Here is a 14,792-nt window from a genome sequence, read left to right on the forward strand (position 1 = left end):
TCTTGTTTTATTTGAGAGAAAAGCCCATTTACCAAAGCCTATTCTCTCTTTGAACAGTAATTATTTAATTTAATTGCCGAGTTAATAATCAAATACAAATGAGGTGGTAATATGCGAAACGGAATCCGTCCTGACCCGGACAAGATATTTCCCGTACCCGGATTTGAAACAGTTACTTACGTGAAACCAACAATTAGAAACCCGAATATAGTCGTAGGCGATTTCACATATTTTTCCGATGTGGATTTTGAACATCACATGACACATTACTATGATTTTTATAAGGATAAGTTGATTATCGGTAAGTTTTGTCAGATCGCATCTGGCGTCAACTTTGTCATGAACGGAGCGAATCATCAAATGAACGCCGTTTCAACCTTTCCGTTTTATATTTTTGAGGGCTGGGAGCAGGAAATGCCTCCGTCGCTATCCGAATTGCCGATCAAAGGAGATACCATTATCGGCAACGATGTATGGATCGGGCAGTATGCAACGGTTTTACCAGGAGTCCATATCGGTGACGGGGCAATTATCGGAATGAACAGTACGGTCGGCAGTAATGTCGAACCATATACGATTGTTGCCGGAAATCCGGCGAAATTCATCCGGAAACGCTTTGATGATGAGTTGATTGATTTGATGTTGAAATTCAAATGGTGGGATAAGGAAATAAAGGAAATCAATGCTTTGATTCCGCTTTTGACAGACAGCAATTTAGAAAAAGTAAAAGAAGCTTTAAAACATAAATTATAAGCGTTTTGCTATAATGCTTTTATTAATACCTAATATGAATTCAATCTATAAGGAGATGATACCGTGAAGAATTGCATTGCAGCTGCTGGAATAGTTCGATAAAAAATAAATTAAGGAGCTTGTTATGACTATTCCAGATAAAAAAATTTACCCCAGGACAAACGACCGCACAACAGTATACCTGAAAAGTGTAGTAAAAAATTCCAATATTATCATCGATGATTATACCATGTACAATGATTTTGTTTCAGACCCCACGCAATTTGAAACAAACAATGTACTGTATCACTATCCGGTCAATAACGACAGGCTGATCATCGGAAAATTCTGTTCCATCGCATGCGGAGCAAAATTCCTGTTCACCAGCGCCAATCATACACAAAATTCCCTCTCCACATATCCGTTTCCGATTTTCTTTGAAGAATGGGGGTCGGATAAAAAGCAGATTGCATCCGCGTGGGACAACAAGGGCGATATCGTCATCGGCAATGACGTTTGGATAGGTTATGAAGCGGTAATCCTCTCCGGCGTCCACATCGGCGACGGCGCAATTATCGGCACAAGAGCCGTGGTAACGAAGGATGTGCCGCCGTATACGGTCGTAGGCGGCGTTCCCGCGAAAGAAATCAAAAAGCGATTCAATGAAGAAACCGCCGATAAATTGCTGCGGCTTGCGTGGTGGAACTGGCCTTTCGAAAAGATACAAGAATCATTGCCATATATTATGAACGGTGAGGTTGACAGACTGTCGTAGGGACAACCCTTGCGGTTGTCCGCCGAATTACGGTTGTCCGTCGAATTGCGGTTGTCCGTCGAATTGCGGTTGTCTGCCGAATTGTCCCGATAATTCGATTATTCCCAAAGAAAGCACTTGATTGATTCAAGTTCAGACAAACAATTTAAAGGCATTGCAGCCTAAATAGCCGCAATGCCTTTTGTTGATCTTTTTATTTATTTACTTGCTTTGATAGCAGCCTGTGCGGCGGCAAGTCTTGCGATCGGCACTCTAAACGGCGAGCAGGAGACATAGTTCAGACCGACCTTATGGCAGAATTCGACGGAGGACGGGTCGCCGCCGTGTTCGCCGCAGATTCCGAGCTTTATATCGGGACGCGTCTTGCGTCCGAGCTCCACGGCCATCTTTATGAGCTTGCCCACGCCAACCTGGTCGAGATGAGCGAACGGGTCGTTTTCGTAAATCTTTCTGTCATAATATGAACCGAGGAATTTCCCGGCGTCGTCGCGGGAGAAGCCGAAGGTCATCTGAGTGAGATCGTTTGTTCCGAAGGAGAAGAATTCTGCTTCGGCGGCGATATCATCGGCAGTCAGAGCGGCGCGGGGAATTTCGATCATGGTTCCGACCTTGTATTTAAGCTTCGCTCCGGCGGCGGCGATTTCCTTATCGGCTGTCGCGGTGACAATGCTCTTTACATAAGCGAGCTCTTTTACCTCGCCTACGAGAGGAATCATGATTTCGGGGACTATATTCCAGTCGGGATGCTTCTTTTGAATGTTTATTGCTGCGCGTATGACGGCTCTGGTCTGCATAGCGGCGATTTCCGGATATGTGACGGCGAGACGGCATCCGCGGTGGCCCATCATCGGGTTAAACTCATGGAGAGAGGAGATGATGGCGTTGATATCTCCGACGCTCTTGTTCTGAGCCTTGGCGAGCTCGGCGATGTCATCGGCTTCAGTCGGGACAAATTCGTGAAGCGGCGGATCGAGGAAACGGATCGTGACGGGATATCCTTCGAGGGCTTCATAGAGCTGTTCAAAATCGCTCTGCTGCATCGGAAGGATTTTTGCCAGCGCGGTTTCTCTCTGTTCGACTGTGTCAGAGCAGATCATTTCGCGGAATGCGGCGATTCTGTCCGGCTCGAAGAACATGTGTTCCGTACGGCATAAACCGATTCCTTCCGCTCCGAACGCGCGCGCCTGCTTGGCGTCCTTAGGGGTGTCTGCGTTGGTTCTTACCTTAAGGGTTCTGTATTTGTCGGCCCATGCCATGATCCTGCCGAATTCGCCGGAAATAGAGGCGGCGGTGGTAGGAAGGGCTTCGCCGTAAATTTTACCCGTGGAGCCGTCGAGCGACATATAATCGCCTTCGACATATTTTCTTCCCGCAAGCGTGAAGCATTTGTTATCTTCATCCATTTTAATTTCACCGCAGCCGGAAACGCAGCAGGTGCCCATTCCTCTTGCGACAACGGCGGCGTGGCTGGTCATACCGCCGCGGACGGTCAGTATGCCCTGTGCGTAATGCATTCCCTCGATATCCTCGGGTGAGGTCTCGAGACGGACGAGAACGACCTTTTTGCCTGCCTTTGCCCATTTTGTGGCGTCTTCTGCCGTAAATACGATCTGTCCGCAGGCGGCTCCGGGAGAGGCGGCGAGCGCGGTGGCGACCGGCGTGGCCGCTTTGAGCGCCTTAGGTTCAAACTGCGGATGGAGAAGAGCATCGAGCTGCTTCGGGTCGATCATGCAGATGGCTTCTTTTTCTGTTATCATGCCTTCATCGACAAGATCGCATGCGATCTTAAGGGCGGCGGCGGCGGTACGTTTGCCGTTTCTCGTCTGCAGCATAAAGAGTTTTTTGTTTTCAATTGTGAATTCCATGTCCTGCATATCGCGATAGTGTTTTTCGAGCTTATCGCATATGACAACAAACTGGTCATAGGCTTCCTTGGATATATCGGCGAGCTGATCGATAGTCTGCGGGGTGCGCACGCCGGCGACGACGTCTTCGCCCTGAGCGTTCATAAGGAATTCGCCGAAGAGCTTCTTTTCGCCGGTAGCGGGGTTGCGTGTGAACGCGACGCCGGTTCCGGAGGTATCGCCCATATTGCCGAATACCATCATCTGCACGTTGACGGCGGTGCCCCAGCTGGAGGGGATGTCGTTCATTCTTCTGTAGTAGATTGCGCGCGGGTTATCCCAGGAACGGAAAACGGCGCGGATTGCGCCCATGAGCTGATCCTTGGGATCTTGCGGGAATTCGGTTCCGATTTTTAACTTATATTCTGCCTTGAACTGGTTGGCGAGCTCCTTGAGATCGGCGGCATCAAGCTGAGTATCGAGCTTGACACCCTTCTTTTCCTTCATTTCGTCAATCAGCTTTTCAAAATGTTTCTTTCCGACTTCCATAACGACGTCCGAATACATCTGTATGAATCTGCGGTAAGAGTCGTAGGCGAATCTGGGATTGTTCGTCTTTTTCGCGAAGCTCTCCACGACTATGTCGTTGAGACCGAGATTTAAAATTGTGTCCATCATTCCGGGCATGGAGGCTCTCGCGCCGGAACGAACTGAAACGAGCAGCGGGTTTTCAAGATTGCCGAATATTTTACCTGTTATTTTTTCAAGCTTTGCGACATAATCCATTATGTCGGCTTGAATTTCATCGTTGATTTTCTCGCCGTCTTCGTAATATTGAGTACAAGCTTCAGTCGTAATTGTGAAACCCTGCGGAACAGGCATGCCGAGGTTTGTCATTTCGGCTAGATTTGCTCCTTTTCCGCCAAGAAGCTCTCTCATTTTACCGTTTCCTTCGGTAAAGAGGTAAATATACTTTTTACCCATTTAAATTCCTCCGTAGAATTTTTATATATATTTGTCTGTCCGGATATTATAACATAAGCGAAAAAGATTTTCAATAAAAGTGTTAAAATTTACACAATGTTTATCAAAGCAAAAATCAAAGAATCATTGATTTTTGTGCCTACACGCTGTGCCTCACGCCGTGAGAGAAAAGTCTCTGTTATATGGTCTTTTCTCTTTTAAACAATATTATTTAATTATTTAATTGCTGTTTTGATAATTACCGCGTTAATAATTTATTCCAAACATTTTTGATAAACTATTTTATTGCCTCTTCACGAAAACCATGGAATAGCGGAAATAAACAATAGGGAAGGCATACATACTGTAAGTGCGACAAAATAAGTTCAGAGGACACAGGCTATGCTTTGACTGCGGATTTTGAAAATATTTGCAGATGTTCATTCCATAAGTTTTCATGAAGAACCTTTTTATTTTGAATATTATAGGCGAATAAACAGAAAATATTCGCTGATAATGACAGAAAATCCGGATATATATGAGAAAATATTACACGAAAAAGCCATGGCAGGTAACGTGGAATCAAAGCTCATCGTTTCCCGTTTTTGGTCTTGCGCACGAAATTTCAAGATTGCCGTTGCGGCATCTTATCGCATCTAAAAACTGCTTCTCTTCGCTTTCGCTGTGAAGCTTCACCGTATAATGCAGTTTAAACAAGCTGCCCATATTGGAGGTTTTCACTGATTCCAGAACATGCGAGGAGGTATATTTTTCGAAAAGATCGTCGAATATTCCGCTGTAATCCAGCCCCTCCGGAATGGTTATCCTGAGAGCTTTTTCACCGGGCTTCTGTTCACCGAGAGGAGAAACAGTATATATAACATACAAAACGCCGAGGATCAAAGTGAAAGCAACGGCGTATCCGAGATATCCCGTTCCGGTCGCAAGCCCGACAGCCATCGCAAGAAAGATCAGACAAATCTCCTTCGCGCTTCCCGGCGCCGAACGAAACTTGACAAGGCTGAACGCTCCCATTACGGCTACTCCCGTACCGAGATTGCCGTTGACGAGCATTATCACGGACTGGACTATTGCGGGTAAAAGCGCAAGCGTTATGAGAAAGCTTTTGGTATATGTGTTTTTGATCGTGAATAAAAACGCGATCGCGGCTCCAAGCAAAACAGAGCAAAGCGTACATAATAAAAATGTCTTGGAGTTTATGTTGGAGGTGACCGCCTCCGCGTTATCAAGCACGGATGAAAAAAATAAATCAAGCACAGAATGTCACTCCTTCGGCTTTTGCGGCCTGTATTTGAAAGAGCTGGTATGCTCTTCCGTATTTTGAGAGGGAAACGGGGTATATTTTATTTATATCAAGAGCGCGAGCCATCCATAGCGGCATTGCCTCCGGAAGCTTTATCTCCGCGAGCACTTCTCCTTCTCCGAGCAGCTGTGCGCCGAAGATGCCTGCGGAAAGCGCGAGCGAAACGGTCCGCCATTGAATATTTTTGTCAAACGTGATTCTCACGCGCTTGTCGTCCGAAGAAAAATACGCATTTCTTTCATATGAAATAAACATTTTCGGGCGTATTCCCGGATTAGATTTGATAAGCCATTCTATTTCGTTTAAAATCTGAAAATCTACGGTATTATCCGTGTCCGGACGAATTCCTTTGTTTAAAAATGCTATCGCTTGCGGATAAGTCATCGCGACTCGTCTTTTATAAACCATGTCGTCAAATTTCTTCTTTATCTCGACAAAGGCGGTCGTCCGCGCGGCCTGTACAGGATCGGAGGACGGCGTTTCATAGCATCTGAGCCTGAGCTTTTCTTTATATACCGGTTTTTCCAAAGACGCTCTTATCAGAGAGTCATTCGGGGTGTCGTAATAAATATTGGAAATCACAGACCGGCCGTAGCTGTCCGGAACGGTATACTGACGCATAACGGCAAAAAAGCTGTCATACTGCGATTCGGACATCAGATATTTCTCCTCTATCCTTTCGAAAATACTTGTGAAACAATCCATATATCAGGTTTCCCTCTGCTTTCAGTTGTATATGTCTTTTCTCTTCTGTTTCCATATTATATACTTTGTTTTTTATGAAAACCGGAAAAGCCGGTGATTGTTTTTTGAATAGCCAGGCAATTTTCTATGATAAAACCGTAAAACTCCTGCACACAAAAATGCCGCCGGCATCCGGCAGCAGAGTAAGAAACAACGTAGGCTTTTTGGCGATAAAGTTGTTAAAAAAGCTCGTAGACGTGTTCATTCAGGCTTAAGTTGCGGTATATTAAATCATCACGCGCTGTAAACCCGATTGATTGCCAGAACGCATTGCCAGCCTCATTGGTTTTAAAGGCGACCAAAGCCACCTTGTTGATACCTTCAGATTTCAAAGCGGCAAGGACATTGTCGACAAGCTGCCGCCCGATCCCTTGCTTGCGGCACTCCGGTTTGACGGCCGTATGATATATATACCCGCGTCTGCCGTCGTGCCCGCAGAGTATTACCCCTGCGATTACGCCTCCGGTTTCGGCAACGAAGCAAGTGGTCGGATTGCGCCGTAAAAACCGCATTATACCATCGCGTGAATCGTCGAGAGAACGCATCCCCATTCCGGCCGTTCCCGTCCAAACAGAGTATACCGCGTCGTAATCATTTATAGTCATCAGACGGATGTTCATAATTCTTCGTTCATTGCTTTCTTTATTTCTTCCATCGTGAACGCCGGTATCAGCTTTAATCCGTATTCAGCCAGAATGTCTGCCGCGTTCGCGTTACGCCGAATCACACACATAACCGTATCAATTACAGCTCCGAGCTTGCGAAGTTCACGCACACCGTCTATTATGGCGCCTCCGGTAGTTACCACATCCTCAATGATACATACGCGCTTTCCCGAAACATCAGTGCCTTCCGCAAGCTTGCATGTTCCATATTCCTTCGCTTTTTTGCGTACAAACGCGGCGGGAATGCCTGTTTCAAGCGACAGCGACGTTGCGATGGGAATGCCGCCCATTTCAAGCCCTGCAAGCACTTCAGTTCCTGCCGGAAGATTGTTTTTCATAATTATTGTGATTTCGGCAAGCAGAGAAGGATTCGCTTCAAATTTATATTTATCAAAATACTCATTCGAAATCTGCCCTGAACGAAGTTTAAATTCTCCTGTTATATAAGCTGTCTCATATATTTTTTTTGCGAGTTTCGATTTCAACAAACCCATTCCTCCAATTTAGCGTAGATCACATAAAATTATTTAAATTATTCACCAAATCAGCTTTTTAGGGTTCAGGGGAACTTTTCGCGAAAAAGTCCCCCTGCGTTTCCCTCATATTTATTTTCTTATTTCAGCCGACAGCTTTTCTTCTGCCGCGCGGATCACGCGGGCGGTAATTTTGTCGGCATCCTCGTCGGTCATCGTTTTTGCGGAGTCGCGGAGCGAAAGCGAGAATGCGACGCTCTTCTTGCCCTCGCCGAGCTGTTTTCCGGAATAAACATCGAACAGTTTCACATTTTCAAGCTTTGCTCCGGCCGCGTCGATTATCACGCGCTCGATCTGTCCGATTTCAATAGAAACATCGACGACAAAAGCAAGATCGCGTTCGACAGACGGGAATTTAGGCAGCGGCTTGTATTCGATTTTATCGTATTTTTCGGAATAAAGCGCTTCGGCATCGATAAAGGCGATATAGCACGGCTTGTCTATGCCGAAATTATCGCGCACATCGGGATGAACTTCACCCAGCGTCATAAGCGTCTTGCCGTTTTTGACAACGGCGGCGCAGCGCCCGGGATGGAAGAACGCGTCATTTGCTCTGACAAACGAGAATGAATTTTCAGCTGTATGCTCTCCGGTCTCGACCGTTTTTAAAGCGAGTGAAGCGCAATAGCCCTTCAGCTTGTAAAAATCGCCGGAACCGTAGAAGCCGATGACAAGCTGCAGCTTTTCTTCGGGCTGAATATCTGCGGAAGCTCCGGGTATATAAATTCTCGCGGCTTCATAGAGCGAGGCGGACGCGTTGCGGTAGCTTTGGTTATGTGCCATAACCTCGAGCATGGAGCCCACGGCGGTTGTGCGCATGACGCTCGTGTCCTCTCCGAGCGGATTTATAATTTTAACGCTGTTTCTTCGCGGATCATTCTCCGGAAGAGTGAGAAGATCATATTGCTTCGGACTGATGAACGAATAGGTCTGGACTTCGAAAAGCCCCATCGAAACACAGAGTGAATGAAGCCTGCGGACAAATTTCTGTTTTTCGGAATATCCTCCGACGCACGCGGAGCCTTTGAAGGCGGTGGCCTCTATTTTGTCATAGCCGTACATGCGCGCGATCTCTTCCGCGATGTCGGCAAATTCGAGCACGTCTGAGCGGTATGAAGGCGGGATGATCATGCCGCCGTCGAATTTAAATTCAAGCTTTTCGAGAATCCGGCGCATATCCGCGGCGGAAACGTCGATGCCGATAAAGCGGTTTATACGTTCCGGCTCGAATTTTATCCTGCGCACATCATGTCCTTCGGACGGATAAACGTCAATATAATCGTCGGTCACATCTCCGGCGCCTAAAAGCTCAACAAGCGAGCAAGCGCGTTCAAGCGCGTCAAGCGGCGTCTTTTCGTCAAGTCCCTTTTCAAAGCGAGAGGAGCTTTCGGTGCGGATGCCGAGCTTGCGCGCGGTGAGCCTTATGGATGTGCCGTCGAACAGGGCGCTTTCGAAAACGACGGTTTTTGTGTCGCCGGATATCTCGCTGTTCTGACCGCCCATTATCCCGGCAACTCCAACCGGCTTTTTGCCGTCGCATATCATCAGCATCGACTTATCGAGCTTGTGCTCAGCTCCGTCAAGAGTCGTTATTGACTCGCCTTCCTCTGCGCGGCGCACGATAATCCTGTTGTCTTCAAGTGTGCGGAGATCAAACGCGTGCATCGGCTGTCCGTATTCAAGCATAACGTAATTCGTGATATCCACTATATTGTTTATAGGACGGACGCCCATCATGCGCAGACGCGCGCGCAGCCACAGCGGTGATGGTGCGATTTTTACGTTTTTAACCGCTCTTGCCGTATATCTGGGACAGAGCGCGCTGTCCTTGACTTCGACGGAAACAAGCTCTGATATGGCACCCGCGCCGCCTTTTACGCTGATATCCGGAAGGTGAAGCGGAACGGAAAAGGTCGCGGCGGTCTCTCTGGCAAGCCCGATAACGGAAAGGCAGTCCGGACGGTTCGGAGTGATCTCAAATTCGACGACTGTGTCGCGCATTTTAAGCACGTCGCGGATATCGTCTCCCGGACGGCAATCCTCCCTGAGGATTAAAATTCCATGCTCGTCGGCGTAAGGAACGTCGTGCAGCGTCAGCCCCAGCTCTTCATATGAGCAGAACATACCTTCCGAAAGGACGCCGCGAAGCTTTCCTGCCTTGATCTTTGTTCCGTCCGCAAGCGTGGATTTATCCTTTGCGACGACAGTGAGATCGTCCTTTTTCATGTTGGTCGCGGCCGTAACTATCTGAAGCGGACGGTCAAGCCCGGCGTCGACCGAGCAGATCGAAAGCCTGTCGGCATCCGGATGCTTTTCAACAGACAGAATCCTGCACACCGCCACGTTTTCAATCTCGTCGCCCTTTATTTCATAGCCTTCTACCTTGCTTCCGCTCATCGTCATGGCATCGCAATATGCCTTTATATTTCCGGCCTTTGAATAATCCGTATAATCCGAAAGCCAGTTCATTGATAATTTCATATTATTTTCTTTTCTCCTTTCTCATCAGTTCAGTTGAACTGCGCAAGAAAACGCAGATCGTTTTCATAGAGAAGACGCATATCTGAAACGGCGAATTTTCGCATGACAATTCGCTCGATGCCCATTCCAAAAGCGAAGCCGGTATAGATCTCAGGATCTATATCACACCGGCGCAAAACATTAGGGTGAACCATTCCGGCGCCGAGTATTTCTATCCAGCCTTCATTTTTACACAGTCTGCAGCCGGCGCCGCCGCATACGAAGCAGGAGACGTCGACCTCCGCGCTCGGCTCTGTAAACGGAAAGTGGTGCGGGCGCAGGCGCGTTTTCGTCTCCGGTCCGAACATTTTCTTCGCGAAGAGATCGAGCGTGCCCTTAAGGTCGCCCATTGTGATTCCCCTGTCGACCACAAGCCCCTCGACCTGATGGAACATGGGAGAATGCGTGGCGTCGACCGCGTCGGAGCGGTATACGCGTCCGGGAGAGATTATGCGTATCGGAGGACGCTTTTTTTCCATGGTGCGAATCTGTACGGGAGAGGTCTGCGTGCGCAGAAGGATATCCGGTGTGACATAAAACGTATCGGTCATATCACGCGCCGGATGGTTGTCCGGCGTATTGAGCGCGGTGAAATTGTAATATTCGCGTTCGATCTCAGGGCCTTCGGCAATTTCGAAGCCCATTCCGACGAAAATTTCCTCGATCTTTTCCTGCACGACGGAGACAGGATGACGTCCGCCGAATGGGATCTCCGTTTCCGGCGCGGTTATGTCGATCCGTTCGGATTCGAGCTTAGCACGGCGGGCGCAAGACTTCATAAGAGCGCTTTTTTCTTCGATTTTTTCCTCTATCTCGGTACGGATTTTATTCGCGAGCTGTCCGATGACCGGACGCTCCTCAGCTGAAAGCGAACCCATAGAGCGAAGAATCGCGGTAAGCTCACCTTTTTTTCCGAGATATTTGATTCTCAGCGCTTCGAGCTTTTCCGGCGTATTGACATCGGTGCCTTCAAGCTCTTTAACGAGCGAATCCCTTATGTTTGCAAGCATTGTTTTCATGGGATTGTATTTCCTTTCATATATACATAAATAAACGCCCCCGCGCAAAATTGCGCAGGGGCGGAAAAACCGCGGTACCACCCTGATTTATAGCTTGTGTCAAAGGGCAAAAACCCTTTTGTCATGTAACGGTGACCCCGTGCGAGCCTTACAGCCCGCCCGCTCCAAAGCGAAACGCACGACCGACGCGTCAACGGCTTTTTTCAGCGGATAAAGCCTCTCTGCGGATGACATATATGCCGGCGGCAATCTTTTTCAACACGTTTATGTCAGTATACTTCATTTTGTTTAAAATGTCAATAGGTGTAAACCGAAAAAATGACAATCCGACGTTTTTTCCTGTCCTGACTGAAACTTCTATGAAAATAACTATTGTTTTCCGATTGCGTATTTATATAATTTTTATTATAATCTTAATAAGGATATTTTTGCCCGCGGTCGTATAATAGATAAAGGGAAGCGGAAGTTTTAAGCTGCGGGCTTTTATGTGTGAGAGTCCCGGGAACGCCTTCCCCGACCCGGCGCGCACGGAGGAATAAAACATGGACAACGGCGCAAGTAGCTACCGCCGTTTCCTTGACGGCGACGAAAGCGCGTTTGACGAAATACTTGATTTATACCGAGACAATCTGACCTTTTTCATCAACCGTTATGTACGTAACATTACGGTCGCGGAGGATCTTGCGATCGACTCGTTCGTAGAACTGATAGTACATAAAAACCGATACAATTTCACATCCTCGCTTAAAACATATCTTTTCACGATAGGCCGCAACCGGGCGCTCGATTATCTGAAGCATATCCGCAGAATAAAGACAGTCCCGCTTGACGATGCAGATACCTCGGAATACGAGCGGGAATATGCCTCGCTTGAGGAGTCCGTTATTGCGGAGGAACGCAAAAGGATCGTGAACAAAGCGCTTGAAACGCTGCCTTGTGAAATGAAAACGGCGGTGTATCTCGTGTATTTCGAAGGTATGTCATACGATCAGACCGCCGCGGTCATGAAAAAGAACAGGAAACAAGTTGACAATCTGCTGTATCGCGCCAAAAATGCGCTCCGTTCCGTTATGGGAAAGGAGGGTGAGCTTCTGCTATGAGAAAATCAAAAGAAGAATTCAAAGCGGAGATCATGCGCCGCCGCATAGAAACAGAAAAGCATGAAAAGAAAATCAAAGCCGCAAAACGCGCGCTTTTCGTGTATGTGCCTGCCGCCGCCTGCTTCGCCGCGGTTTTTATCGCCGCGTCCGTATGGCTTTCGGCTATGCTTAAAAACAAGGAAGGCGACGATCCCCAGATCCTCATAATACCCGAAATAAGCGAATTTACGGGAGTTGATAAAGCTCCGAAAATCGTGTCTGTTGTGGTTTCGTCCGGTGTTGACTCACAGGAAAGCGCGCGGCTCATTGACGATCCCGTCGAAATTGAAAAGCTCATGGCATTCCTGGAAGAGCTCTCCGTTTCCCCGGAAGAATGCATGATAGAAGCCGCTCCTGTCGTCCGCACGAGTATCACGGCAAACAGCAGCAAAGGCGTCTGGCGCACATACGTAATATATGAGCTTTTGCGTTCGGAATACCTCAGCATTGACGGCGCCGGATTACAGAAAATAAGCGATAACGACGCTTTAGAGCTTGAGGCGTTGCTAAACGGAATGGATACCAAGTAAATAGTGATTATATCAGAGAACTGACAAGCAAGCAGATCCATTTCCTAAAAAATTCAAAGCCATCCTTATTAAAACGGCAATAAGATAATTTTTGCTTTATAAGAGAAAAATCCATATACCAAAACATTTTCTCTCCAAGCGGCAATTATTTTTGCCGGGTTAATAAATAAAGAAAGGTAAGGTATTAAAATGACAGCAATCACAAATCGCAAAAGGATCCTCACCTCGGCAATGTGCGCGATCTTGCTCTTTTCCGCAACGCTCGGTTTTTCCGGGTGTGCGGTAAGCGCCAAAGCAGCCGACCTCATGGAAGGGATCGTACCGGACAGCGTTACAGGAAAGCCCGCCGACGACGCATTTATCTCCTCCTCGGCAGATTTTGCCATCAAGCTGTTTAAGCAAACGGCGGCGGCCGATAAAAGCTCAATGATATCTCCGCTTTCGGTCATGCTTGCGCTCGCAATGACCGCGAACGGCGCTTCCGCTCAGACTAAAGCCGAGATGGAAGCCACGCTCAGCGGCGTTTCGCTCGGAGACCTGAACAAATACCTTTATTCATATGTAAATTCGCTTCCCTCCGAAGAAAAATACCGTCTCAATATAGCAAATTCCATATGGTTCCGCGACAACCAAAGCATGATTAATGTCGAAAAGGACTTTTTACAGACAAACGCCGATTATTACGGCGCGTCCGCATATAAATCGCCTTTCAATAATCAGACTGTCGATGATATAAACGCGTGGGTAAAACGCAATACCGCGGAAATGATCGACAGTATAATTGATTCCATAAACGCGGACTCGGTCATGTATCTGATCAATGCGCTCGCCTTTGAAGCTGAATGGGATAAGGTTTATACGAAGGAGGATATCTCGGATGGTTCCTTCACCGCTTTCGACGGCACAAAGCGTTCCGTTAAGATGATGTACTCCGAAGAAAGCAAATATATCGAGACAAGCTCCGCGACCGGCTTTATCAAGAATTATAAGGACGGAAAATACAGCTTCGTCGCGCTTCTGCCAAATGAGGGCATAAATATAAGCGATTATATTTCCTCGCTTTCCGGTACCGATTTCCTCTCTGCGGTTAAAAACGCCAAAGACGAAAACGTCCTCGCCCATATGCCGAAATTCAGCTTTGATTATACGGTCGAAATGAACGAAGCTCTCAAAGCTCTCGGAATAAAGGACGCCTTTGACGGCGGCAAAGCCGATTTTTCAAAGCTCGGAAGCTCTCAGGCGGGAAATATTTTCATCGGTAATGTGCTTCATAAGACTTTCATTTCAGTCGACGAGCTCGGCACAAAGGCCGGAGCGGTAACAAAGGTCGAAATGTCAGTTGAATGTGCGCCTATGGGACATGAAATCTCTCTTGACCGATCCTTTGTTTACGCCATTGTGGACAACACGACAGGCCTTCCGCTCTTTATCGGCGCCGTGCTTGATATAGCAGATTAAGTTTGCGGCAGGCTCAAAGCGGTTTTGCTCTGAAAAAATAAAAAATTGCCGGAACAGGTTATAATTTAACCTGTTCCGGTGCGGCTTGCTAAAAAGTACGATTGCTTGTTAATTACGAAATTAATAATAATCTCACAAGCAATAAAAAATGTCGCTCTAGCAAGCGACTTTTTTTATTTGGTGGAGACAACAGAACTCGAATCTGTGACCTCTTGCATGTCAAGCAAGCGCTCTAACCAACTGAGCTATGCCTCCAAAAATATTAAATTTTCTTCTGAAAATCCATTTGTAATTATGGTACGGGTGACAGGACTTGAACCTGCATGTATAAAACACCGGATCCTAAGTCCGGCGCGTCTGCCAATTCCGCCACACCCGCATACGGCTTACGCTCCGGTAAAATTACCGTGCGGGCTGTATTATAACATTTTTATCGTTCTGTGTCAAGGGCTGCATATAAAGATTTATTAAAGTTTTATTAGTATTGTTGAACCTGCAATTTAAAACAGCAGAATATCAATATATGAATTAGGTGATACGTTTATT

12 protein-coding genes and 2 tRNA genes are annotated in these 14,792 nt (G+C 47.1%); 5 read left to right on the top strand and 9 right to left on the bottom strand.

Features of this window, described 5'->3' with window-relative positions; genetic code table 11:
- Positions 1–111 precede the first annotated feature (111 nt).
- Together VB118_06825 and VB118_06830 are read left to right on the top strand one after the other, a co-directional pair.
- Positions 112–753, top strand: a complete 642-nt coding sequence (locus VB118_06825; protein ID MEA4832313.1) for a CatB-related O-acetyltransferase — start codon at positions 112–114, stop codon at positions 751–753.
- Positions 754–877: 124 nt separating this feature from the next.
- A complete protein-coding gene (locus tag VB118_06830) occupies positions 878–1,507 on the top strand; it encodes a CatB-related O-acetyltransferase (GenBank protein ID MEA4832314.1) in 630 nt (209 codons plus the stop codon).
- A gap of 197 nt (positions 1,508–1,704) precedes the next feature.
- On the opposite strand, the gene ppdK is transcribed toward VB118_06830, so the two are convergent.
- The 7 genes from ppdK to pheS all read right to left on the bottom strand — a co-directional run bounded on the left by ppdK (position 1,705) and on the right by pheS (position 11,119).
- Positions 1,705–4,335 (bottom strand): pyruvate, phosphate dikinase, encoded by a 2,631-nt coding sequence (gene ppdK / locus VB118_06835; GenBank protein ID MEA4832315.1) that lies wholly within the window; start codon positions 4,333–4,335, stop codon positions 1,705–1,707.
- Between the two features lie 561 nt (positions 4,336–4,896).
- On the bottom strand, positions 4,897–5,592 hold the full coding sequence (locus VB118_06840; GenBank protein ID MEA4832316.1) for a DUF4956 domain-containing protein: 696 nt from the start codon (positions 5,590–5,592) through the stop codon (positions 4,897–4,899).
- Positions 5,585–6,343, bottom strand: coding sequence for a polyphosphate polymerase domain-containing protein (locus VB118_06845; protein ID MEA4832317.1), 759 nt, complete (start codon positions 6,341–6,343; stop codon positions 5,585–5,587). The genes VB118_06840 and VB118_06845 overlap by 8 nt, the downstream gene beginning before the upstream one ends.
- 218 nt (positions 6,344–6,561) lie before the next feature.
- A complete protein-coding gene (locus VB118_06850; protein MEA4832318.1) occupies positions 6,562–7,002 on the bottom strand; it encodes a GNAT family N-acetyltransferase in 441 nt (146 codons plus the stop codon).
- Positions 6,999–7,535 (bottom strand): orotate phosphoribosyltransferase, encoded by a 537-nt coding sequence (pyrE, locus tag VB118_06855; GenBank protein ID MEA4832319.1) that lies wholly within the window; start codon positions 7,533–7,535, stop codon positions 6,999–7,001. The genes VB118_06850 and pyrE overlap by 4 nt, the downstream gene beginning before the upstream one ends.
- A 117-nt stretch (positions 7,536–7,652) precedes the next feature.
- The gene (gene pheT / locus VB118_06860) at positions 7,653–10,061 is read right to left on the bottom strand and encodes a phenylalanine--tRNA ligase subunit beta (GenBank protein MEA4832320.1); all 2,409 of its coding nucleotides are present in this window, start codon (positions 10,059–10,061) and stop codon (positions 7,653–7,655) included.
- A 29-nt stretch (positions 10,062–10,090) separates the two neighbouring features.
- Entirely contained in the window at positions 10,091–11,119 is a 1,029-nt protein-coding gene (gene pheS / locus VB118_06865) for a phenylalanine--tRNA ligase subunit alpha (protein MEA4832321.1), read from the bottom strand.
- Positions 11,120–11,661: 542 nt separating this feature from the next.
- Here pheS and VB118_06870 point away from each other — a divergent pair.
- The 3 genes from VB118_06870 to VB118_06880 all read left to right on the top strand — a co-directional run bounded on the left by VB118_06870 (position 11,662) and on the right by VB118_06880 (position 14,246).
- Positions 11,662–12,219 carry an RNA polymerase sigma factor gene (locus VB118_06870; GenBank protein ID MEA4832322.1) on the top strand — a complete coding sequence of 186 codons (558 nt, stop codon included), beginning with the start codon at positions 11,662–11,664 and terminating at the stop codon, positions 12,217–12,219.
- The gene (locus VB118_06875) at positions 12,216–12,788 is read left to right on the top strand and encodes a hypothetical protein (protein MEA4832323.1); all 573 of its coding nucleotides are present in this window, start codon (positions 12,216–12,218) and stop codon (positions 12,786–12,788) included. Before VB118_06870 ends, VB118_06875 begins: the two co-directional genes overlap by 4 nt.
- 189 nt (positions 12,789–12,977) lie before the next feature.
- A complete protein-coding gene (locus VB118_06880; protein MEA4832324.1) occupies positions 12,978–14,246 on the top strand; it encodes a serpin family protein in 1,269 nt (422 codons plus the stop codon).
- 178 nt (positions 14,247–14,424) lie between these two features.
- On the opposite strand, the gene VB118_06885 is transcribed toward VB118_06880, so the two are convergent.
- Positions 14,425–14,501 (bottom strand) — tRNA-Val (locus tag VB118_06885).
- 40 nt (positions 14,502–14,541) lie between these two features.
- A tRNA-Leu gene (locus VB118_06890) sits at positions 14,542–14,625 on the bottom strand.
- Between the last annotated feature and the right edge of the window lie 167 nt (positions 14,626–14,792).

It is taken from the genome of Oscillospiraceae bacterium (assembly GCA_034925865.1).
Classification (GTDB): Bacteria; Bacillota; Clostridia; order Oscillospirales; family SIG627; genus SIG704.